This window comes from Nostoc sp. ChiSLP03a, assembly GCF_034531215.2.
In the GTDB taxonomy this organism is placed as follows: Bacteria; Cyanobacteriota; Cyanobacteriia; order Cyanobacteriales; family Nostocaceae; genus Nostoc.
In genome coordinates, this window is the sequence record NZ_JAVRBQ020000042.1 from 71,244 (window position 1) to 93,017 (window position 21,774).

Annotated in this window: 19 protein-coding genes and 1 pseudogene; 9 read left to right on the plus strand and 11 right to left on the minus strand. The window is 42.4% G+C overall.

Annotated elements, in window-relative coordinates; genetic code table 11:
* Positions 1-94: 94 nt before the first annotated feature.
* The 3 genes from RMY32_RS06750 to serA form a co-directional block, all read right to left on the minus strand.
* Positions 95-1,357: a hypothetical protein gene (locus RMY32_RS06750; protein ID WP_322714716.1), complete on the minus strand. Its 1,263-nt coding sequence runs from the start codon at positions 1,355-1,357 to the stop codon at positions 95-97.
* Between the two features lie 114 nt (positions 1,358-1,471).
* Positions 1,472-2,392: a 50S ribosomal protein L11 methyltransferase gene (gene prmA, locus RMY32_RS06755; RefSeq protein WP_322714717.1), complete on the minus strand. Its 921-nt coding sequence runs from the start codon at positions 2,390-2,392 to the stop codon at positions 1,472-1,474.
* A gap of 170 nt (positions 2,393-2,562) precedes the next feature.
* The gene (gene serA, locus RMY32_RS06760; RefSeq protein WP_322714718.1) at positions 2,563-4,143 is read right to left on the minus strand and encodes a phosphoglycerate dehydrogenase; all 1,581 of its coding nucleotides are present in this window, start codon (positions 4,141-4,143) and stop codon (positions 2,563-2,565) included.
* An 837-nt stretch (positions 4,144-4,980) separates the two neighbouring features.
* Here serA and RMY32_RS06765 point away from each other — a divergent pair.
* The 4 genes from RMY32_RS06765 (at position 4,981) to RMY32_RS06780 (ending at position 8,045) form a co-directional block, all read left to right on the plus strand.
* Positions 4,981-5,178 (plus strand): hypothetical protein, encoded by a 198-nt coding sequence (locus tag RMY32_RS06765; RefSeq protein WP_322714719.1) that lies wholly within the window; start codon positions 4,981-4,983, stop codon positions 5,176-5,178.
* An 18-nt stretch (positions 5,179-5,196) separates the two neighbouring features.
* On the plus strand, positions 5,197-6,111 hold the full coding sequence (locus RMY32_RS06770; protein ID WP_322714720.1) for a PRC-barrel domain-containing protein: 915 nt from the start codon (positions 5,197-5,199) through the stop codon (positions 6,109-6,111).
* Entirely contained in the window at positions 6,108-6,845 is a 738-nt protein-coding gene (locus RMY32_RS06775) for a hypothetical protein (protein WP_322714721.1), read from the plus strand. Before RMY32_RS06770 ends, RMY32_RS06775 begins: the two co-directional genes overlap by 4 nt.
* A 333-nt stretch (positions 6,846-7,178) precedes the next feature.
* Positions 7,179-8,045 carry a Uma2 family endonuclease gene (locus tag RMY32_RS06780; protein WP_409882405.1) on the plus strand — a complete coding sequence of 289 codons (867 nt, stop codon included), beginning with the start codon at positions 7,179-7,181 and terminating at the stop codon, positions 8,043-8,045.
* A gap of 38 nt (positions 8,046-8,083) precedes the next feature.
* On the opposite strand, the gene RMY32_RS06785 is transcribed toward RMY32_RS06780, so the two are convergent.
* The 3 genes from RMY32_RS06785 to RMY32_RS06795 form a co-directional block, all read right to left on the minus strand.
* On the minus strand, positions 8,084-8,248 hold the full coding sequence (locus RMY32_RS06785; protein ID WP_322714722.1) for a GGDEF domain-containing protein: 165 nt from the start codon (positions 8,246-8,248) through the stop codon (positions 8,084-8,086).
* 215 nt (positions 8,249-8,463) lie between these two features.
* On the minus strand, positions 8,464-9,315 hold the full coding sequence (locus RMY32_RS06790; protein WP_322714723.1) for a bifunctional class I SAM-dependent methyltransferase/HIT family protein: 852 nt from the start codon (positions 9,313-9,315) through the stop codon (positions 8,464-8,466).
* Between the two features lie 65 nt (positions 9,316-9,380).
* Complete coding sequence (locus RMY32_RS06795) at positions 9,381-10,139, minus strand: Uma2 family endonuclease (protein WP_322714724.1); 759 nt, start codon at positions 10,137-10,139, stop codon at positions 9,381-9,383.
* Positions 10,140-10,288: 149 nt separating this feature from the next.
* Between RMY32_RS06795 and RMY32_RS06800 the strand changes: the two genes are divergently transcribed.
* The 3 genes from RMY32_RS06800 to RMY32_RS06810 all read left to right on the plus strand — a co-directional run bounded on the left by RMY32_RS06800 (position 10,289) and on the right by RMY32_RS06810 (position 12,434).
* Positions 10,289-11,314 (plus strand): hypothetical protein, encoded by a 1,026-nt coding sequence (locus tag RMY32_RS06800; protein ID WP_322714725.1) that lies wholly within the window; start codon positions 10,289-10,291, stop codon positions 11,312-11,314.
* Entirely contained in the window at positions 11,215-12,063 is an 849-nt protein-coding gene (locus tag RMY32_RS06805; RefSeq protein WP_409882412.1) for a HEAT repeat domain-containing protein, read from the plus strand. Before RMY32_RS06800 ends, RMY32_RS06805 begins: the two co-directional genes overlap by 100 nt.
* Positions 12,064-12,221: 158 nt before the next feature.
* On the plus strand, positions 12,222-12,434 hold the full coding sequence (locus RMY32_RS06810; RefSeq protein ID WP_322714727.1) for a type II toxin-antitoxin system HicB family antitoxin: 213 nt from the start codon (positions 12,222-12,224) through the stop codon (positions 12,432-12,434).
* A gap of 95 nt (positions 12,435-12,529) precedes the next feature.
* Here the strand turns inward: RMY32_RS06810 and RMY32_RS06815 are convergent, their stop codons facing one another.
* Together RMY32_RS06815 and RMY32_RS06820 are read right to left on the minus strand one after the other, a co-directional pair.
* Positions 12,530-14,686, minus strand: a complete 2,157-nt coding sequence (locus RMY32_RS06815; RefSeq protein ID WP_322714728.1) for a polyribonucleotide nucleotidyltransferase — start codon at positions 14,684-14,686, stop codon at positions 12,530-12,532.
* Positions 14,687-14,787: 101 nt separating this feature from the next.
* Entirely contained in the window at positions 14,788-15,333 is a 546-nt protein-coding gene (locus RMY32_RS06820) for an N-acetyltransferase (RefSeq protein ID WP_322714729.1), read from the minus strand.
* Between the two features lie 143 nt (positions 15,334-15,476).
* On the opposite strand from RMY32_RS06820, the gene RMY32_RS06825 reads away from it, so the two are divergent.
* Together RMY32_RS06825 and RMY32_RS06830 are read left to right on the plus strand one after the other, a co-directional pair.
* Complete coding sequence (locus tag RMY32_RS06825; protein ID WP_322714730.1) at positions 15,477-18,737, plus strand: DEAD/DEAH box helicase; 3,261 nt, start codon at positions 15,477-15,479, stop codon at positions 18,735-18,737.
* A 99-nt stretch (positions 18,738-18,836) separates the two neighbouring features.
* Complete coding sequence (locus RMY32_RS06830; RefSeq protein WP_322714731.1) at positions 18,837-19,673, plus strand: SWIM zinc finger family protein; 837 nt, start codon at positions 18,837-18,839, stop codon at positions 19,671-19,673.
* Between the two features lie 111 nt (positions 19,674-19,784).
* Here RMY32_RS06830 and RMY32_RS06835 read toward each other — a convergent pair whose 3' ends face one another.
* The 3 genes and pseudogenes from RMY32_RS06835 to RMY32_RS06845 all read right to left on the minus strand — a co-directional run.
* Entirely contained in the window at positions 19,785-19,970 is a 186-nt protein-coding gene (locus RMY32_RS06835; protein WP_322671257.1) for a PCP reductase family protein, read from the minus strand.
* Between the two features lie 125 nt (positions 19,971-20,095).
* Positions 20,096-21,487, minus strand: a complete 1,392-nt coding sequence (gene psbC / locus RMY32_RS06840; RefSeq protein ID WP_322714732.1) for a photosystem II reaction center protein CP43 — start codon at positions 21,485-21,487, stop codon at positions 20,096-20,098.
* Positions 21,471-21,774, minus strand: a pseudogene (locus tag RMY32_RS06845) (photosystem II D2 protein (photosystem q(a) protein)); the annotation flags it as partial. The pseudogene RMY32_RS06845 and the gene psbC, both read right to left, overlap by 17 nt.

Consider the following 21,774-nt stretch of genomic DNA (forward strand, 5'->3'; position numbering starts at 1 on the left):
GCGGTGGTAACAAAGTTTGCGTTGCTCTGAGATTTTTCGTACCCCTAGTGCCAAAATTTTTGAGCAATTTCCACACTACAATATCAAGTTGGAATTATTGAGTTTGGTTGTTTGCGATCGCACTATTATTTTTATCGTGTTCGAGTTCTCTCATGAGAGAATCAAAACCACTGGTGTTGTTTCCACCTTGGGCAAATAAAGACCGAATTTTATTAATTATCGTACTCATGCTATTGGAGAAAAACCGACCGAGATTATTAACAAAGTTTTTCAGTTTTTCAAAAATAGTCACCTCTACAGTGGAATACTTATTAACAATTGGATATACAATTTTTCCTTTTTCTGTTTGATAGTATTCTTGTTCAGGCATCAACATTGATGTGAGTGGTTGCACCTGTTTTGCCATATCAGCTTCGGTTCGTTTATTGCTGAGGAATAAAACATCATAAATTTTTCCATTCCAGCTAGCCCAATAATGGTTTTGGAAAAACCATCGTTTTCCATCATCACAATTAGGTTTTTTCCCTTGGTATGGGGTAGCTCCAGCTTCACTCAAAAAAGGTTTGGCGATACTTTCAATTGTGATTTTTTCAATGCCAAAATACTCTTCTGCAACTTTTTTAAAAGCACGAGCTAATGTCTGACAATCTCCTTCTGGAGAGCCTTTTAAGAGCGTTTCTGGACTCTTGCTCACCATTGTGTATTGAAATTGGATATTTACAAAGTTTTTGAAAAGTTGTTCCAGTATTTTATCTTGTGGCAATGTGTCATCTATACCATTTACTAGTGTTTTAGCTAGTGAATATTCTTGTAAAAATTTTTGTTTTTTATCTGCTGAGTTATTTGCTGCTAATATTTCTTCAGACTTTGCTTGTTCGTTTTTAACGCCTGCATCTTGGTTTTGCAAAGGAGATCGATTAATTTGGTTGACTACAGAAGTAGCAACACTATCCGCCTCTTGCTCATATCGATCTTCTGATTGACCAATAGTCAGTTTTGGCTGTATTTCTCCTATTGACAGGCTATCAGCACGTTTTATCGCCATTTTGCTCAGGTTATGACCAAACTGCGAAGAATGTTCCTTACCTTGCTGCAACGACTCACTCATCTTTGTTTGCAATACAGTGAGTCGCTCTTGTCCCTCTGGCGTGATAGTGCCATGCTTGGCTTGTATTTGGAGTTTCGTTGCCTCAAACTGATATTGTTGAAATTTCTGATTTTCTACCTTTGCCTGTACTATAGGCTTCTTGGAGCCAAGTTGAGAGTGGCTAGTTAAAAAATGCGATCGCAACTGACTTTGCTCTGACGAATAAGCGGATGAGTCAGCTTTTTTGTGGATTTGTAGCCGTTTTTTCATCGCTAGTTTCAAAAGTCAATAGTGGCTAATCTATATATTATGTCACTTACTTAAAGCTCCCGGCTTCTTAAAGAAGTGGGGATCTGCGGATTGCGATAATTTATTTCTACTGGCTTAAGAACGCCGTACATTTAAGCAACACCATTCTTTGCGTTTCCACAGGGTAGCGACAACCCAACCATTTTCTTCTAAAGCGTCAGCAACAGCTTTAGATTGTTCCAGTAAAATACCACTGAAGATCGCCCAAGTTTCAGGTTTAGCGATCGCACTCATTTCTGGAACCAATTCAATAATTACATGAGCTAAAATATTGCAGACAATACCATCCACTGGGCTTTCAATTAGTTTTTTCAAAACGTCTACACTTCCCTGTGCAGGTAGTAAACGTTCTGAGCTAATATCATTCAGCGTACCATTACTGATAGTTGATTGCACCGCCAAAGGGTCAGTATCCACTGCATAGACTTTCTCAGCACCCAATAACAGCGCCCCAATGGAAAGGATACCAGAACCACAGCCAATATCCGCAATTACCAGATGTTCGTGTTTGCCACTATTACCCACAAAGGACTGCGGAACTCCACTCAGTCGCATTTCCAGCGATTCCAAACATAGCTGAGTGGTCGCATGGTTGCCCGTTCCAAATGCTACACCAGGATCGAGGCGAATTACTAACCGTTCGGTTTTTTCTGGTAATGGTAGCCAAGCGGGGTTAATTAAGAAGCGATCGCCTATTTCTTGGGGATGCCAATATTGTTTCCAGCTAGTCGCCCAATCTTCCTCATCAATTAACTGCCATTGCAAGGAGGGAGATGAAATTCCTACACAGAGAGCATCTTGACGCAGCCATAGCGACAGCGCTGCTAAATCTAAAAGCTGTGTTTGAATTGTCGGCAGATAAGCCCTGACTAAAGATGAATTTCCTTTGTTTTCACTAGCCGTACCACGACAGCCAAAATCTTCCAGTCGCCAAAAGATCGTATCTTCTAGGTCTGGTTCGCATAAAATCTGTATTTCCCACCAGGTGTTTGCCATCTTTAGAGTGCTGAGTGCTGTTAGCAGTAGCGGGGCGTTTAGCCCGTGCTGAGTGCTGAGTATGAGGGAGTTAGGAGTTAGAAGTTAGGAGTTAGGAGTTTTCTTTTTAACTCCTCATTACTCACTCCTAACTTTTCTTCACTCAGCACTCGTTACTCAGCACTCAGCACTCATAGTGTTACTGTATACGCGTCCCGAATACCAGGGACTTTTATAATTTCATTCAAAATGCCCTCTGGTAAAGGGTCATCTATACTCAAAGCCATTACGGCATCACCACGGACGATTTTACGACCTACTTGCATACTGGCAATATTCACATTAAAACTGCCGAGTAGGGAACCAAGTTTGCCGATAATCCCTGGCATATCGCGGTGCAGGGTAAACAACATATATTTGCTGGGTGGGACGTTAATCGGGAAACCGTCAACGTCGGTGAGGTGGATTTCCCGCTCACCCAACAAAGCACCTGTGACAGAATGAGTACCTAAAGTACCCGTGGCTTCTAGATGCAGTGTGCCGGCATAGTCTCGAATGGAAGCATCGCGAGTTTCAATTACCCGAATTCCGCGTTCTTTGGCTTCTATGTTGGCATTTACGTAATTTACTCGTTCCCGCAAAGCTTGGTAAAGTAGTCCTTTGAGGGCAGCGACGATCAAAGGCTGACTTTTGTTGGTTGCGAGTTCCCCTTGCAGTCGAATATTGAGTACTTCCACCCGTCCGCCAGCTAGCTGTCCTACCAGATTACCTAGAGTTTCTGCTAGTTGCATATAGGGTTTGAGTTCTTCCAACACATCGGGGCCGAGTCCAGGAATGTTGACGGCTGAACGTGCTGGTAGTCCTAAAAGTACATCCCGAATTTGTTCGGCAACATCAATAGCCACATTCACTTGAGCTTCTGCCGTAGAGGCTCCCAAGTGGGGGGTGAGGATAACTTCTTTGCCTAGCGATCGCAATTCCGATTCACCCAGTGGTTCTGACTCGAACACATCCAAGGCTGCACCGCCGATTTTACCCGCTTTCAGAGCTGCTGCTAAAGCTACTTCATCAATGATCCCACCACGAGCGCAGTTGATAATCCGGGCTGTGGGTTTCATTTTTGCCAGAGTTGTGGCATTGATTAAGTGGGTAGTTTCTGGGGTTTTTGGAATGTGGAGGGTGATATAGTCTGCTTGCTGGAAGAGTAAATCTAGCTCCACCAACTGACAGCCAAGTTGTTCGGCTCGTTCTGTAGAAATAAAAGGATCGTAAGCTAGGAGTTTCATCCCCATTGTCTTAGCTACCGTAGCAACATGGGAGCCAATTTTACCCAAACCGACAACGCCGAGAGTTTTTTTGTAGACTTCCGCACCAACAAAACTATTGCGATCCCACGCACCACGTTTCACCGAAGCGTTAGCATCGGGGATGTGGCGAGATAAAGCCAAAATCATTGCTAGCGCGTGTTCGGCGGCGGCAATTGTATTTCCCTCTGGAGAATTGACGACTACAATTCCCCGGCGGGTGGCAGCAGGAACATCCACATTATCCACACCCACACCAGCACGACCGATGATTTTTAGCTGGGTGCCGGCATCAATGATTTCTTGAGTAACACGCGTACCAGAGCGAATCATTAGCGCGTCATACTCACCAATAATTGCGATCAGTTCCGCTGGTTTTAGACCTAGTTTGACATCAACGGTTGCAACTTGCGAAAGAATGTCAATTCCAGCTTGGTCAATCGAATCAGAGACAAGAACCTTAGACATGATTACTTCATTTAAAGCTACAGGTTTTGCTGCACAAGACTTTTTAGTTTAGTCTTTATCTGTCGCAATTGAGCAAAAATTATTCGTTTGAATATCGACTTAACCTTAACTTACACTATCTGGTGGTGGTATCAAAGCATGAGTTGCTTTCGGTGGATACTGCCTCCTAAGTATTTGAAGGTGAGTGGCTATTTGCATCATCCTGTCGCTAAATATAAAGCATTAATAGCACTAAGCACCGATATATTTATTAATAGTTAAGAGTTACCAAAATTTTATCGGCTGAAGCAACTTTCTGAGTGGGGTAAAAATGCCTGTATTCTTGACTGGGCTGCAACTTTAGATCGGGCAATGCTATAGACAACCACGAAACAAGCGAGTAACTATTATATCTATCAAATCTTGGCTATTTCTAGATACCACAAGTGGTATCCCTTAGTCAAAGCAAAATATTGCAACTTTTATCCCAAACAGGCGCTAAATTCACCAACCGATCGGCTTTTGATTTGTTCGTATCGCATATTACCATTAGCTTTCTGGTAAAACCTCTATCTTACCATAAAATATTTGTGCAATAGTCTCAGGAAATCGTGAAAGCTTTCTGATAAGTTTGATGTTCTATTGAAGATGAATAAAGCTCAATTCACTAAAAATAGTTACTTCCAAAAGATTGAAGGCAAACCGGATTATAGCTATCTTTAGAACTAGTAAATTTTATTTTTTATTTCTAAAGATTAAACTTAATCAAGGCAAATTGTAGATAAAAAATATATCAATAGTCTTGTATGATTTTTTCAGTAAGGTTAGCCCTAGAAAACAACAATAAATAAAAAACAAATGCCTAGACTAGTAGGACAACGATCTAATACTGGAGCGAATATCACCAGCTTAATCATTCTGCTGGCCATATTTGGGGTACTTTCCGAATACTTTGGTGTGATTGATATAGTTCCCGGTTTTGGACGAGAAGGACAATATTTTCAACTTAAGTTTCGGGCTACTAACGAACAAATAATTCAACAACCAAATCAATAAAAAGACCAGGGATATATAATGCTTAAAGGTAGTGATATTCTCGATAAAGTGGTCGTCACCTACGACACAGGTAAAAAAATTGTCCGAATCATCGATTTAATTGTCGATCGGGAACGCAATCAACTTTTGGGTTTTCTAGTTGCAGAGAAGGGACTGTTTCGAGACGCAAAAGTGATTCCCCTACAAGAGGTACAAGCCATCGGGTCAGATGCGATCGTAGTTAACTCGAAAAAATCGGTTGTGAAGGCACATCGTGTCCCTGTAATTAAAGAGATTCTGCACCAGAATATTGTCCTGAAAAAAAAGAAAATTCTAACTACAGAGGGACTTTATCTCGGTGGATTGGTAGATTTGTTCTTTGATGAGCATAGTGGACTGGTGGAAGGATACGAAGTTTCTGGCGGTGTATTTGCTGATGCTTATTCGGGGCGATCGTTTGTTCCTGCTAGCGAAACACTGAAAATTGGTGATGATGTTGCTTTTGTACCTCCAGAAATTGCTCAATTGATGGAAGAACAGGTTGGTGGTATCCGAGGAGCCGTTCAGGCAACTGGAGATAAATTGCAGGACTCGGCCCAGAGTACTAACCGCAGACTGCAAACAGCAGCTCAAACTGTGAATGAGCAACTACAAAGCTCGGTAGAGAAAGTGAACCGGGGGCTACAGTCAGCAAGCCAGAATGCAGGTGAGCAATTGCAAGCCGCAACTGATGCTTCTAGCAGCAAACTCCAAGACTTCAATCGAGATGCAACTACCTCCCTGACTAACAATTTGGTCGATCCTGCCGAACAAAAAGTATATGTGATTGGCAAGCGTCTTGAGCGGGATGTGCTGACTCCAGATGGGAATGTACTGTTACTAAAGGGTCAAGAAGTCACCCTAATTGATGCAGAAGCGGCCGATCGCCTGGGTATCCTTGATGAACTCTATTGAGCCACGGGTGGCAGTCTGACTGCCAACATCAGCCGCAATTTACAAGCAGCAACGAATCTATTGGCAATCGAATTGGCAGCGTAAATCAGAGCAGCGCCGCTAGTCTGCGTTACTCAGTTGATTCCTTGACAGCAAATGTAACGATCCAGCAGGCAAGAGGGCGCAGAGTCCTGCGAACAGTACGTACTGACGATGGCTTAATTATTGCGGCATCTGGGCAGATTGTGACAGAATCTCTTCTCAATCGCGCTCAGATTTACGGTAAAGAAGCAGAATTGCTGAACGCTGTCGGTCTGAATCTGGCAACCACAGTCCGTTCTACTGCAAGTGACAGATGGTTAGAAAACAAAGTTCAACTCGACGATCGAGTAAGCATCGCTCAAGAGAATCTCAACACTTTCTGGCAAGCCTTGAAAGCGAAGGCAGAAAAGTTACAAGGACGCAGCAGACAGGCAATAAAAAATCAACGGATTAAACAAGCATTGGGTCGTCCAGTTACCCGTGTTATTCTTAACCCAGAAGACAACGTGATACTGAATGTAGGTGAATTGATTACACATCGCGCCGTCAGCCAAGCTGAAACAAGTGGAGTTCTGAATATCTTACTAAGTTCAGTCTATACCAAGGAGCCACAAATCTCTGACAAAGAGTTACGTGCTTCAGAACATGGAACAGCAGCCTTAGTGCATCATGGTAATGGGCGATCGCAACTTGAAGCCGAATCGATCTTGTGACTTTGCCCATAAAATAATCAAAAAAGGTCAAGATGGTTATTTATCGTGTGCGAGCAAGTTAGGTAGGACAAAAATATGCGCTAACCACTGATTTATGCGATCGCAATAAAATTTCTAGATCGCATATAATTTTTCCTGGGATAGAGATTGCGATCGCACAAATGGACATATTTTAGGGCAACTGCTCAAGCTCAAATACATAAATAATTTTGGGCTTGATGCACGTTCCTGTTCCAATACTATTCATGGGCGTTAATTGCTAGCAGAGAAATCGCTATAATTCTGGTGAGCTAAATAGAACCAAATATCCTTTGAGTTTTGGGAAAACCAGCCATGTTAGAGTACAACTTGCCAAGGTACTTGCCCTCAGCCGAGGAACTACCAGACTCTGATGAAACGCCTGTGGATAATGAACTGCAAGAATTGATACCAGGCTTGCTGAAGGCGATCTTGCTGATGCTTTGGTCAGAGCGCATGGACTGGTTATTTGCGATAGATATGGGTATTTATTATCATCCCGATAAACCGCCAATTGTGCCAGATGGGTTTTTGAGCTTAGGAGTAGAGCGCTTTTATGATGAGGAACTGCGTCCTAGTTATGTGCTGTGGGATGAAAACGTTGTACCGATTTTCGTCCTAGAAGTAGTTTCTCAAAATTATCGCAAGGAATACACTACTAAATTGGCTGAATATGAGGCTTTAGGTGTACTTTATTACGTGATTTATTCCTCTCGCCGCCGCCGCAAACCGCATCTGGAAGTACATAAGTTAGTTAATGGTAAGTATGAATTGCAAGAGGGAAACCCCGTTTGGCTACCAGAAATTAACTTGGGAATTGGTTGCGAAAGAGGAAATTATTGTGGTGTAACGCGGGAATGGATGTATTGGTATGACGAGCAAGGACAACGTTATCTCACGCCCGCAGAACAAGTAAAACAAGAAACACTACGCGCCCAACAAGAAACACTACGCGCCCAACAAGAAGCGGAACGCGCTCAAAAAGAAGCGGAACGCGCTCAACAAGAAACACTACGCGCCCAACAAGAAGCACAACGCGCTCAAAAAGAAGCGGAACGCGCTCAACAAGAAACACTACGCGCCCAACAAGAAGCACAACGCGCCGATGTTGCAGAACAACGGGTTCGACAGTTGGCGGAACAATTAAGAGCGCTGGGAATAGATCCAGATAATCTGGCCTAACTGAAATATTTTGCAATATTTTCAACAAAATCTCAAAATTAGGCGGTCACTCTACCTGAAACCGTTGTATGTATTTGTTTATCTTCAGATTCCAACCGCCCAGCTTGAAACGATAACCGGATCTGTTCGGCGTGCTGAAATGCTTTCTCTTGTGTCAGCCCAGGTAAAACCAAAACAAACTCCTTACCACCGTATCTACACACAATGTTTTGAGAGTCGCTATAGTGGCGAAGAAGGTTTGCAAATGCCTGAATTACGCGAGATTGCCAGCCTGAGCCGACATACTCCAGCTTTTACCAAAATATTTTTTCTCAAAGCAAAATTGCTGCTGCTTCCATTGCTGCAACTGTAGCGTATCCTGCGATCGCTAGCATCATTGAAATATAATTTTGAATCCTGAATCATTACAGAAAAACTATTATTTTTTAGGAATAACGTTCCTAATTCCACTTTTAGCAGAGACAGTATCACCTTTGTAGCGAGGGATGATATGAATACTAGCGTGCATAATATTTTGACCAGCAGCTCGATTGATATTCATTCCTACATTAAAGCCATCAGGCTCAAATTCACTTTTGAGAATTTCTTGTACTTTGTTCGCCATAAACCAGCAAGCAGATTGCTCTTTTAATGGAAGTTCAAAATAATTGCTAACATGAAGTTTGGGAATAACTAAAACATGACCTTTATTTATTGGATAGCCATCAAAAATAGCATAAGCTGTTGCTGATTCAGTTAATAGTTTTAGATTTTTATGGGGATTACAGAATATGCAATAGTTAGATGAATTTCGCTGATGATTATAGTGAACATACTCATATACTTCTCGATATTCATCTAAGCAAATTGAAGTAAAGGGAAGTTTTGTAATACATTGATAAGTAGGTTTTTTGTGGACATAATGTTCTCGAAATCCTTCCCTTTTGATATCCCTTCTAACAGCATAATAAGCTTTGCCTCCTGGTTTTAATAAGTGTGATACTTCCATTAAGACATTAGTTTGTTCTTCGGGAAATAAAACATTTAAAACATAAAAGCAAATTATGGTATCAAATTTATTATCAGGATATTCTGGGAAATAATAAGGGTCATAGCCTGTAATATCACAACCTTTTTGGCGCAATAATCTAACATCATTACCAAAGCCACAACCAAAGTCTAGTATTTTGCCTTGGAGAAGATTTTGATTTAATAAAAACTGTGCCGGAAATGATAGATAACTTCTTTCAATCGCAGTGAGATGGCTGAAGTGATTTTTTTGCTGTTTCATGGAATGAATTTTGGTGCTGATGTACCAAAATTATTATTCCCAGCATTTGTTAGGTTATGCGATGTCTACAACGGGCTATTTAAAGTCGCATCAGGGTCAATACCTAGCTCACGTAACTTAGCTGCTAATATATCAGCACGCTGGCGTTCCTGTTGGGCGCGTTGGCTTTCCTGTTGGGCTTGTTCGCTACTCCACAACAGCAAATTTCCTTCTGTATCCCACCACCGCAGCCAATTCATGGTTTGGCATAATCTTTCACCTTGCCAAATTCCGAGAAATAACTCTAACTCAGGAATCCAAAATCGTCCATTGCTATCTGCTTGCTGCAAAGTATATTGTCCATTTTGCAAGCAGCGTAGTTCTATGCTTGGTTCGTAAGGGTCGTAGGTTACGTAGGTTGGAACTTGGAGAATCTTTTCGTAATAATAGAGTTTACCGTAGGGCGGAGTTGAGCGGACTGATAGTTCTCCCCCTTCTGTATCTGAGAGAAATTCCATCACTACAGCTACAGCACCGCCTTCTAAATTCGGGGTATAGCTGCGACGAACTACATTTGTTCCTACAGACTGCACTTGAGGGACATAAAACCAGTCTGGGGCTTTGACAACGATTTTTTTGTTGACTGTGGCTACAAGTCCAAAATTAGAGCCAATCAGCATCTGGGGTTGGATGCGTCCTGTGCTTCCCAAAGCATCGGTAAGCGCAGCAGCGATCGCGGGTTGTTGAATATTTTCCACTGGATCGTCGGGTAAAATGAAGTCGGCAGGAAGTGCTTCCCAAGTAACAGTAGGTTCTTTTTGGATGGGGTTAACTTGTAGAACCATAAAATTATTCCTAATATCCATGCATAGTATATTAGTTATTTTTAACAAATCTTCAGCCAGCATCGCTTTTAAGCTAAAAATCTAGAAATCTGGAAAGATTTCTCTGACAGGTGTATATACTCGTAGTCAAGCACTTAGCAGGCGTGAGTATGATAGTTGAGTGGTTCACTCTCTGGATAGGTCAAAAAACGGTTGGATTTATTGTCAAAACTATTATCAGCGAAGAATTTTTCAAAGATTTAGTCAAGGACTACGCTAAAGATTTTCTCAAACATATCTTTAATAATGCTGTAACTGCTCCCTTTAAAGAAGAACCGCTTCAAAAAGCTGTTGTCATGGCGCTGACCGAATTTTTGCAACTGATGCAACAGCAGTTAAAGGTTCGTTGCAAACTTTCGGAAACTGAAATTCAAAATTACGCTGAAGATATCAATCAATTTATCCGTGATAAGTCGGTTAAAGAAATTCTTGGTCAGGCTTTTGATATTAAATGTGATTATATAGATTTTAAAACACTAGCAGATAGTTGGAAAAGACTTCAACTCGAACCTCTACCGCCTAAATTGAACTGGCAAACAATTACAGAACAGTATCTCATACAAGTTCAAGATATTCTTTCGGATTCAGAAGAATTACGCTATATCTTGGAAATTAAAAAATTATCCAGTATTGATAAGACTTTAAAAGAAAACGCTGATATTCCCAAGGATTTTAATTTACCGCGATATTTAGAAACTATTCGTGAACGCTACGGCAATCTGAAGTTAGATAGTTTAGAAACTACATCTCGCCAACATCCGGTAAATTTATGGCAAATGTTTATCCCGCAAAATGTGCGGCAAGTTTATCAGGTTTTACCAGAAGTACCTAAAGAACATCTCTGCAGGCTACAAGAAAGTAATCAATTAGATACGGAATTTGAAATAGAAAAACTTCAAGAAGAAACAGAACGTTATCAACGTAATTATTTTGAACAGCCAATCCGTTCAGTATTAGATGTTATCCGAGATAAGCAACGCAAAAATTATCTAGTTATTTTAGGCGATCCTGGTTCCGGCAAGTCTACATTGTTGCAATATCTAGCGTTGGATTGGGTAGAAAAAACCATTGGCTCAAAGAGCGCGCCATTGCTGATAATGAAGGGTATGTGCGACGTGCAGCCATCCAAGCATTAGCCAGTAATTTCAAAGATGACCCGGACACTTGCTCGTTTCTCAAAGAACGCACCACTGCTGATAATGATTGGTATGTGCGAGGTATAGCTATTCAAGCATTAGCCAGCAATTTTAAAGATGACCCAGACACCCGCTCGATTCTTAAAGACCTCACCACTGCTGATAAATCTGGAGATGTGCGAGGTGCAGCTATCCAAGCATTAGCCAGCAATTTTAAAGATGACCTGAAGACCCGCTCGTTTCTCAAAGACCTCACCACTGCTGATAATGAAGGGTATGTGCGACGTGCAGCCATCAAAGTATTAGCCAACAATTTCCCAGATGACCCAGACACCCGCTCGATTCTCAAAGACTGCGCCGCTGATAATTCTGGAAATGTGCGACGTGTCGCCATCGAAGCATTAGCCAGCAATTTCAAAGATGACCCGGATACTTACTCGATTCTCCAAGGCTGCGTCACTGCTGATAATTTGGGAGATGCGCGAGGTGCAGTTCTCGAAGTATTAGCCAAACACTTCAGAAATCAGCCTGAGTTGTTTGAAATTTACTACAACTGCGCTGTCAATGACCCCTTTGAGCGTAAGGACGATTATGAAACCAACCCTCGGCGCATTGCACTGGAGATAATTATCAAGCAATTTCCTCAGCATCCCCAGACATTACCACTGTTACGTGACAAGGCAGCGAATGACCCAGATAAGGAAGTGCGAGAGTTTGCTCAACAGAAGTTGGCAGAAATACAGAAGTAAAAGAGTCTATTAGAGCTAATTTGTAAACTAAAGTAAAGTACTTGTCTAATAAAGGTTTCAGTAATTTAAGTCAATACAGTACTTATTCGCTGAAACTCAGACCTAGCAATGAGTTGAGTATCCTTAAGATTTTCTTTACGAATCAGCTCTTAGTAAATATGAAATACATAATAATTATTCAGTGGTCTGATGAAGATGAGTGTTTTGTTGTGAGTCTTCCTGAATGGGGAGAGTTTTGTCATACTCACGGGGATACTTACGAAGAAGCTTTCAAAAATGCTCAAGAAGTTTTAGAAATGCTAATTGAATCATCTTTGGCTGACGGTCAACCTCTACCAGAGCCAAAAACACTAGAAAAGTCGTTGAAATAATTCGTAATTTGTCAAATTAGAGAAGCATACGGCGATGCCTTCACGATAGGCATCGCGGATTTTAGATTTAATCTAATCTAAAATCCCAAATCGAGTTACCGATTCACCGCCGCTGCTTCTCTTGCTGCTGCTGCTTGATCTGGGTGGATACCCAAGCGAGTGAGATTAATCCGACCTTTGTTATCAATTTCGCGTACTTTGATAATCACTTCATCGCCTACCGCTACTTCATCCTCAACTTTGCCAACGCGGTAGTCAGCTAGTTGAGATATGTGAATCATGCCTTCTTTTCCTGGCAAAAATTCCACAAATGCACCTATCGGTATAATCCGAGTAATGCGTCCGGCATAGACATCCCCTTCGTGCAACTTGCGGGTCATGCCTTGGATGATATTTCTGGCTCTCTTGGCCTTGTTCTCATCCACAGCGGAAATTGTTACGGTGCCATCATCTTCGATGTCAATTTTTGCACCAGTTTCCTCTGTGATTCCCTTAATAGTCTTGCCTCCAGGGCCGATGACCAAACCAATCATGTCTGAATCAATCTTGATTGTTAACAGACGTGGAGCATAAGGTGAGGTTTCAGTCCGTGGTGTGTCAATGCAGGCGAGCATTTTCTCCAGAATGTGCAACCGGGCTGCTTTGGCTTGGTGGACGGCTTGGGCTATAACCTCCAAAGACAAACCGGAGATTTTCATATCCATTTGTAAGGCGGTAATCCCGGTATCCGTCCCGGCAACTTTGAAGTCCATGTCGCCCAAAAAGTCTTCAATGCCTTGGATGTCGGTCAGGACTCGTACTTCGTCGCCTTCCTTAATCAGACCCATTGCCGCGCCGCTGACGGGTTTGATAATTGGTACACCAGCATCCATCAGGGCGAGGGTGGAACCGCAGACTGAACCCATTGAGGTGGAACCGTTAGAAGAAAGCACTTCCGACACGATGCGAATCACGTAGGGAAATTGTTCTTTTGACGGTATCACAGGTATTAGCGATCGCTCTGCTAATGCCCCGTGACCAATTTCGCGCCTTCCTGGGGCCCGCATTGGCTTGGTTTCCCCGACTGAGAACGGCGGGAAGTTGTAATGATGCAGGTAACGCTTGTGCTGATCTAGCTGCATGTCATCGTTGAGGTTTTGAGCATCCCCAGGTGTACCCAGAGTACAAGTGGATAATACTTGAGTTAGTCCCCGGTTAAATAAACCGCTGCCGTGGACTCGCTTTGGTAAGACATCAACTAAACAAGAAACAGGTCGCACTTCATCGAGTTTACGACCATCAACGCGAACGTTATCTTCGACAATTTGTCGCCGCATGAAGTATTTGGTAATATCTTTAAAAGTGTTACCAAGTGCCTTACTGTTTGCGGTTGCGGCAACTCGAATTGGATTTTCTTCTGGCAGTTCGGCGATCGTCGTCGCAATTTCATTCTTAACGACATCTAAAGCGGCATCGCGTTCGGGTTTGGTGAAAGTAAATTGAGATAGGATTTTCTTAATCTCGCCACTAGCGCGATCGCGGATATAATTTTCTAGGGTTGGGTCTACTTCTGGTGGTGCTTCTTGCACTATTACTAGACCCAGTTCGGCGATTAAATCTTGCTGCGCTTTAATTAAGTCCCGCACTGCTTCATAACCAAAGTCAATCGCCTCGAGAATATCTCGCTCTGGCAACTGATTGGCTCCCGCTTCCACCATGATCACGCCATCTGGTGAACCAGCTACTACTAGATCCAAGTCTCCGGCTTCAATTTCTGCATAAGTGGGGTTGATGATGAAATCATCTCCTACTAAACCAACCCGCACTGCTGCCATTGGCCCATTAAAAGGAATCTGGGCAATCAAGGTAGCAATGGAAGCACCTGTAACTGCTAACACATCGGGTGGCACTAACTCGTCCATCGACAGCGTTAAGGCAATAATTTGCAGGTCATCTCGCAACCATGAAGGGAACAAAGGACGCAGGGGACGGTCTATAAGACGGCTGGTGAGAATTGTTTTTTCTGGTGGACGACCTTCTCGCCGCATGATCCCGCCGGGAATCCTACCTGCGGCATATAGCCTTTCTTCATAATCTACAGTCAGGGGAAGAAAATCAATGCCTTCTCTGGCTTGCGATCGCGTAGCCGTCACTAAAACGGATGTGTCCCCTGATTCTATCAAAACCGACCCACCTGCCTGGGGAGCTAATAGGCCTACTTTCAGTCGAATATCCCTTCCATCGAAGGATATTGACTTATCAACTTCTGCCATTCAGTTTTTTTTCCTTCTCTTTCGCTATTCTCTTTCTGTGGCAATCCTAACATTTATGCCCTATGGCTGACTTCTAGTACATACAAAGATAGACAAGTCGTTTAACGCAAAGTGTGATACAAGATTAGCGCGTCTACTACCTGCCCATTCTCTAGCTTCGCCGCACCCGGAATTCGCCCAATAATCTCAAATCCTAACGACTGCCAAAGTGTAATTGAAGGTATATTAGTCTCAAAGACCAAATTAAACATCACTGCTTCGTAGCCCAGGTTTGCTGCGATCGAAAGCATAGCCTCTCCCATGAACCGTCCTAAACCCTGACCGCGTAATCCAGGTTGTACAATAAAACCAGCGTTGCAAATATGGCTACACCGACCGGGAAAGTTTGGCTTTAAATAAAACGCCCCTAATATTTCTTTTGACTTGTGTGTAGGTTCTACAACAGATGTCCTGACAACAAAGACATCCTTGCTTAACCAGTAAGCTGAAAATTCTGTAGGAGATAGAGGTTGCTTTTGAGGATAAGTTTTACCTTCAACAATTACAACATTGAGTAACGATCTGACAACCTCTTTTTCTTGAGGATGCATATAATCCAGTTCCACTAACATCCCGATTTTTAAGACTTTAATTAGGGGAAAATTCATTATTAACAATGTTTATATGGAATAATTACTGAAATATTTATTATATGAGAAATTTCGGCAATAAATTTTGTTGAGAAGATGCAAAAAGTAGAATAATTGTGATTTGAATTCTAGAGTTTTGGGAAAATCTGAGTAGTTAGCAAATGGCGATTTTACACTGTAATTGGTTATTAAAAAATCAAAATGGTAGTTTATTTATTTGGGGGGAAACTTGGCGATCGCCACGAGTGAATTTCGAGTCTAATGGATCTGGAGATATCCCACTACATCCATTGGCAATGACATCGGTTGAGTTGAGTGAGTGGTTGCGTTCCCAGAACATGGCAATTACCAACTTCATTCAGCAACCTCAAGTTGCGATGCCTGCGGCAAGCAAAGCGTTCGCAACTACTAAGCGAACGCGCAAAGCGGCCAGTACGCCTGAGATCGGTTTACCAACACACTCTCAAATCATTGCCCTACCAACTTATATAGAAGGTAGCGATCAAGGAACAACAGCGATTTTCCCTGTACATTCTGCCAGCTTGGGGGAAAATACAGACTCCCCGCAATATTTGCAACCGTGGCGAGTTGAAGGTTTTTGTCTTAACCCCAGCGAAGCAGTAAAATTTCTCGCTTCTATTCCCCTGAATGCTGCTAAAGGGGAAGATGCTTTTTTGGGTGGAGATTTACGCTTTTGGTCGCAGGTTGCCCGATGGAGTTTAGATTTAATCTCCCGATGTAAGTTTTTACCAACAATTGACCGACAATCAGATGGTGCATTTTCTGCCAAATGGCGAGTACTTCTAGATAGTGCTGTAGATGGAACCCGCCTAGAAAGATTTTCTGGGAATATACCGTTGATTTGTCGCACTTATCAAGAGGAAGTGGGGACTGAGGAGGAGTTTCCTCAATCCCTACTTTATGTAGACTTTCCCACAGAACCTCAAGAATTACTTTTGGGATTTCTCAACAGTACGATAGATGTCCAAGTGCGAGAAATGATGGGTTCTCAACCTCTAATTGAAGCTAAAGCGATCGCATCTTTACCATCTGGGGTGCGACAGTGGTTGCCAGCCTTAACTAGTGGATCTGGTACAGTTAATGCAGATGCACTTGAAGTAGAACGACTGGAAGCGGCATTGAAGGCTTGGACTATGCCGCTACAATACCAATTAACTCTTAAAAGTCTATTTCGTACCTGTTTTCAACTGCGTTCTCCAGAGTCTGGCGAAACAGATTGGACATTGGCGTATTTTTTGCAAGCAGCTGACGATCGAGAGTTTTTAGTGGATGCAGCAACTATTTGGAACAATCCAGTTGAACAATTGGTTTATGAAAATCGCACAATTGACCAACTACAAGAAACATTTTTGCGAGGTTTGGGGGTAGCTTCCCGTTTATATCCAACAATAGCAGCCAGTTTTGAAACCGAATATCCCCAATTTTCTCGTCTCACCCCCATCCAAGCTTATGAGTTTATCAAAGCTGTAGCTTGGAGATTGGAAGACAGTGGTTTAGGAGTAATTTTGCCTCCCAGCTTGGCGAACCGCGAAGGATGGGCGAACCGTTTAGGTTTAAAAATTACAGCCGAAACCCCAAAGAAAAAGCAGGGACGTTTAGGCTTGCAGAGTCTACTAAATTTCCAATGGCAATTGGCAATTGGTGGACAGACTATTTCCAAAGCCGAGTTTGATAAACTTGTGGCTTTAAATAGTCCGCTAGTGGAAATTAACGGTGAGTGGGTAGAATTGCGGCCCCAAGATATCAAGACAGCCCAAACATTTTTTACCACTCGCAAAGACCAAATGGCGCTTTCCCTTGAAGATGCTTTGCGTCTGAGTACAGGAGATACTCAAGCAATTGAAAAGTTACCAGTGGTCAGCTTTGATGCATCTGGGGCATTGCAAGAGTTGATTGGGGCATTAACAAATAATCAAGCGATCGCACCTTTGCCCACACCAACAGGCTTTAAAGGACAGTTGCGACCTTATCAAGAACGTGGTGCTGCTTGGTTGTCATTCTTGGAACGTTGGGGTTTGGGCGCGTGTCTCGCCGACGATATGGGACTCGGTAAAACCGTGCAGTTTATCGCTTTTCTGCTACATCTCAAAGAACAGTATACACTAGAAAATCCAACACTATTAGTTTGTCCAACTTCGGTTTTAGGCAACTGGGAAAGGGAAGTCAATAAATTTGCACCAAGCCTGAAAATTTTGCAATATCACGGTGACAAACGCCCAAAAGGAAAAGCATTTTTAGAAGCTGTAAAAAAACACGATTTAATCGTTACCAGTTACTCATTGCTTCATCGAGATATCAAGTCATTGCAAAGTGTCTCTTGGCAGATAATAGTTTTAGACGAAGCCCAGAATGTGAAAAATCCAGAGGCGAAGCAGTCAAAAGCAGTACGGCAATTAGAAGCTACATTCCGCATTGCATTAACGGGGACACCAGTAGAAAATAGACTGCAAGAACTATGGTCTATTTTAGATTTTCTCAATCCTGGGTATTTAGGGAATAAGCAATTTTTCCAGAGGCGGTTTGCCATGCCAATTGAAAAGTATGGTGATACGGCTTCTTTGACTCAGTTACGTTCATTAGTGCAACCATTTATACTGCGGCGATTGAAAAGCGATCGCGAGATCATTCAAGATTTACCAGATAAGCAAGAAATGACCGTATTTTGCGGTCTGACTAGCGAACAAGCTGCACTTTATCAACAAATTGTCGAACAATCTTTAGTAGAGATAGAATCTGCTGAAGGATTGCAACGCCGGGGGATGATTTTGGCTTTACTAATCAAACTCAAACAAATCTGCAATCATCCAGCCCAATATTTAAAAGAAGCGACATTAGAGCAACATAATTCAGCTAAACTTCTGCGCCTAGAAGAAATGTTAGAAGAAGTTTTAGCAGAAAGCGATAGAGCTTTAATTTTCACACAATTTGCTGAGTGGGGTAAATTACTTAAACCCTATTTAGAAAAACAGTTAGGACGAGAAATAGTCTTTTTATATGGCAGCACCAGTAAAAAACAACGTGAGGAAATGATTGACCGTTTCCAACACGATCCTCAAGGGCCCCCGATTATGATTCTTTCTTTGAAAGCGGGTGGAGTAGGACTGAATCTAACACGAGCCAATCATGTATTCCACTTTGATAGATGGTGGAATCCAGCCGTAGAAAATCAAGCTACAGATAGAGTATTTCGGATTGGTCAAACCCGGAATGTGCAAGTACATAAATTTGTTTGCACTGGCACTTTAGAAGAAAAAATTCATGACATGATTGAAAGTAAAAAACAATTGGCTGAACAAGTTGTGGGTGCTGGGGAAGAATGGTTGACTGAACTGGATACAGACCAACTTCGTAACTTACTAATACTCGATCGCAGTGCAGTAATTGACGATGATCCAGAATAAGTTCGTAGTAAGGACTAAAGTACTTAATTTGAGCGCTTTAGCGCTCACTACGAACCTCATAAAATTAATCAGACAGACTACTAAGTTTTTCAATTAATTATGACTAATTACACATTACAAGCAAGTCGAGAATGGTGGTCACAACAATGGCTAGATTTGCTAGATTCCTATCGTTTTAAAAAGCGTTTAGAACGTGCCAGAAATTATGCTCGTCAAGGAAATGTTCTCAGCATCGAATTTAAAGGTGCAAAAGTATTAGCTAGGGTTCAAGGTAGCGAAGTAGAACCCTATAAAGTTTCCCTTTCCCTTGAACCATTTACCGATGAACAGTGGGGTTATGTAATTGAAAGCATGTCCCAAAAGGCAATTTTTGCTGCCAAGCTACTAGCAGGAGAAATGCCACAAAATATAGAAGAAGTCTTCACGGCTAATGGTCTTTCGATATTTCCATTTACCCTTGCTGATGTTCACAGTAAATGCTCTTGTCCTGATAAAGCAAATCCTTGTAAACACATTGGTGCTGTATACTATCAGTTAGGCGATCGCTTCAGTGAAGACCCCTTTGTACTATTTCAATTGCGCGGACGTTCTAAAGAGCAAATTATCAGCGATTTACGTAAATTGCGTAGTGCCAAGATTGAACCCAATACTACAGAAACGCTTGATGTTCATCAGTCAATTACTAATAACAAATATTCAGTAAAAATTGACTCTTTCTGGCAATACAATGAGCCACTAGAGTCATCCTTGGTAGTGATTGTACCGTCTAGCAGCGAAACGATATTAGATGTATTGGGAGCGATTCCCCTAGCAAAGGAAGAGGAAAACACAGTAAATTCAACTTCGAGTGATCTGGTAATGAAATATTTAAATACCGTTTACAGAGATGTAAGTCAGAAGGCTGTTTTAGCAGCAATGAATGTAGGAGAAAGTTGATAATAATTCATAATTATGAATTAAATTGACTGGAATCTTCTCGCCTTAAAACTCTATCCCTTTATTGGTAGAGTATTTACCAATTCTGAATTCTGACTCCTGACTCCTGATTTATTGTCCAAACTCAAGCCTAGCCTGTTCTACCAAATCAGCAGTCACAACATCTTGGCCTGCTTCACGAGCCAGCTGTTCAATTCTAGCTTTAGCTTGAGAGCGAACAAAAAAGGGAATATTTTGTAACTTTTCCTTAGCTTCAGATGTCCATCGCAAAGCATCAATAAAATTGGAATCGTTCATAGATTAGTTCCCTTGGCAAGTCGCTCGCTTTAATTAATAGATTACTAATTTTCCTATAAAAAAAGCCCTTGCTTTTATGCAAGAGCTTTTAAATTAATAGTCAGTGATGAAATAAACTTTACAACCTAATCTAGGTCGTCCATGAACATCACTGGCTCAGTATCACGGTTAATTCCTTTCTCAAAACCACCAGCCGCAGCCCGTGCGCGACCAGCGTGCCACAAGTGACCAACTAGGAAGAAGAATGCTAGTACGAAGTGAGAAGTCGCCAACCAAGCGCGAGGAGATACGTAGTTGAAGGAGTTAATTTCGGTAGCCACACCACCTACAGAGTTCAAAGAACCCAGAGGAGCGTGGGTCATGTATTCAGCAGCGCGACGAGCTTGCCAAGGCTGAATATCATTCTTGATTTTTTCCAAGTCAAGACCATTAGGACCACGTAGAGGCTCCAACCAAGGGCCGCGGAAATCCCAGAAGCGCATGGTTTCACCACCAAAGATGATTTCACCAGTTGGAGAGCGCATCAGGTATTTACCTAGACCAGTAGGGCCTTGGGCAGAACCAACGTTAGCACCCAAGCGTTGGTCACGAATCAAGAAGGTCAAAGCCTGAGCTTGAGAAGCTTCTGGACCGGTAGGACCAAAGAACTCGCTTGGATAAACGGTGTTGTTAAACCAAACAAAGATTGAGGCAATGAAGCCCATCAGAGAAAGAGCGCCCAAGCTGTAGGAGAGATAAGCTTCACCAGACCAGATGGATGCACGACGTGACCAAGCAAAAGGCTTGGTAAGAATGTGGAAAATACCACCAGAAATTAAGATAAAGGCCACCCAAATGTGACCACCGACCACATCTTCTAAGTTATTGACGCTAACAATCCAGCCTTCGCCACCAAAGGGAGACTTGATTACATAACCGAAGATAACTGCTGGGTTCAATGTTGGATTGGTAATAATCCGAACATCACCACCTCCTGGTGCCCAGGTGTCGTATAACCCACCAAAGAACATTGCCTTTAACACTAAAAGCAATGCACCGAATCCCAAAATAATCAGGTGGAACCCGATGATATTGGTCATCTTGTTCTTGTCTTTCCAGTCGTAACCAAAGAAAGAAGAATATTCTTCTAAGGTTTCTGGACCACGAACGGCATGATAGATACCGCCAAAGCCAAGGACGGCTGAGGAAATTAGGTGGAGTACACCGACAACAAAGTAGGGGAAGGTGTCGATGACTTCACCACCAGCACCAACACCCCAGCCCTGAGTGGCGAGGTGAGGTAACAAAATCAAGCCCTGTTCGTACATGGGCTTTTCAGGAATGAAGTGAGCGACTTCAAACAAAGTCATCGCTCCAGCCCAGAATACAATCAAACCAGCGTGGGCAACATGAGCGCCCAGTAGTTTGCCAGATAGGTTGATTAAACGTGCGTTACCAGACCACCAAGCAAACCCGGTGGATTCTTGGTCGCGTCCAGCGCCGCCTAAGATATTTGGTCTATTAGAGAGCGTTACCACGTGGTAATACCTCCTCAGGGAATACAAATTGTTCGTGGGGTTGATCTTGAGGAGCCATCCAAGCGCGGATACCCTCATTCAGCAAAATGTTTTTGGTATAGAAGGTTTCAAACTCTGGGTCTTCCGCCGCCCGTAATTCTTGGGAAACGAAATCATAAGCCCGCAGGTTCAGTGCTAAACCGACGATGCCGACGGCACTCATCCACAAGCCTGTGACTGGCACGAACAACATAAAGAAGTGCAACCAGCGCTTGTTAGAGAAAGCAATACCGAAAATCTGTGACCAG

Excerpts from the sequence above, each read along its gene's own strand:
- RMY32_RS06790 (WP_322714723.1), bottom strand. The coding sequence starts at position 9,315 with ATGAAACAGCAAAAAAATCACTTCAGCCATCTCACTGCGATTGAAAGA.
- RMY32_RS06780 (WP_409882405.1), top strand. The coding sequence starts at position 7,179 with ATGTTAGAGTACAACTTGCCAAGGTACTTGCCCTCAGCCGAGGAACTA.
- RMY32_RS06830 (WP_322714731.1), top strand. The coding sequence starts at position 18,837 with ATGACTAATTACACATTACAAGCAAGTCGAGAATGGTGGTCACAACAA.
- serA (WP_322714718.1), bottom strand. The coding sequence starts at position 4,143 with ATGTCTAAGGTTCTTGTCTCTGATTCGATTGACCAAGCTGGAATTGAC.
- RMY32_RS06770 (WP_322714720.1), top strand. The coding sequence starts at position 5,197 with ATGCTTAAAGGTAGTGATATTCTCGATAAAGTGGTCGTCACCTACGAC.
- RMY32_RS06820 (WP_322714729.1), bottom strand. The coding sequence starts at position 15,333 with ATGAATTTTCCCCTAATTAAAGTCTTAAAAATCGGGATGTTAGTGGAA.
- prmA (WP_322714717.1), bottom strand. The coding sequence starts at position 2,392 with ATGGCAAACACCTGGTGGGAAATACAGATTTTATGCGAACCAGACCTA.
- RMY32_RS06815 (WP_322714728.1), bottom strand. The coding sequence starts at position 14,686 with ATGGCAGAAGTTGATAAGTCAATATCCTTCGATGGAAGGGATATTCGA.
- RMY32_RS06800 (WP_322714725.1), top strand. The coding sequence starts at position 10,289 with ATGATAGTTGAGTGGTTCACTCTCTGGATAGGTCAAAAAACGGTTGGA.
- RMY32_RS06825 (WP_322714730.1), top strand. The coding sequence starts at position 15,477 with ATGGCGATTTTACACTGTAATTGGTTATTAAAAAATCAAAATGGTAGT.
- RMY32_RS06810 (WP_322714727.1), top strand. The coding sequence starts at position 12,222 with ATGAAATACATAATAATTATTCAGTGGTCTGATGAAGATGAGTGTTTT.
- RMY32_RS06835 (WP_322671257.1), bottom strand. The coding sequence starts at position 19,970 with ATGAACGATTCCAATTTTATTGATGCTTTGCGATGGACATCTGAAGCT.
- RMY32_RS06765 (WP_322714719.1), top strand. The coding sequence starts at position 4,981 with ATGCCTAGACTAGTAGGACAACGATCTAATACTGGAGCGAATATCACC.
- RMY32_RS06795 (WP_322714724.1), bottom strand. The coding sequence starts at position 10,139 with ATGGTTCTACAAGTTAACCCCATCCAAAAAGAACCTACTGTTACTTGG.
- RMY32_RS06750 (WP_322714716.1), bottom strand. The coding sequence starts at position 1,357 with ATGAAAAAACGGCTACAAATCCACAAAAAAGCTGACTCATCCGCTTAT.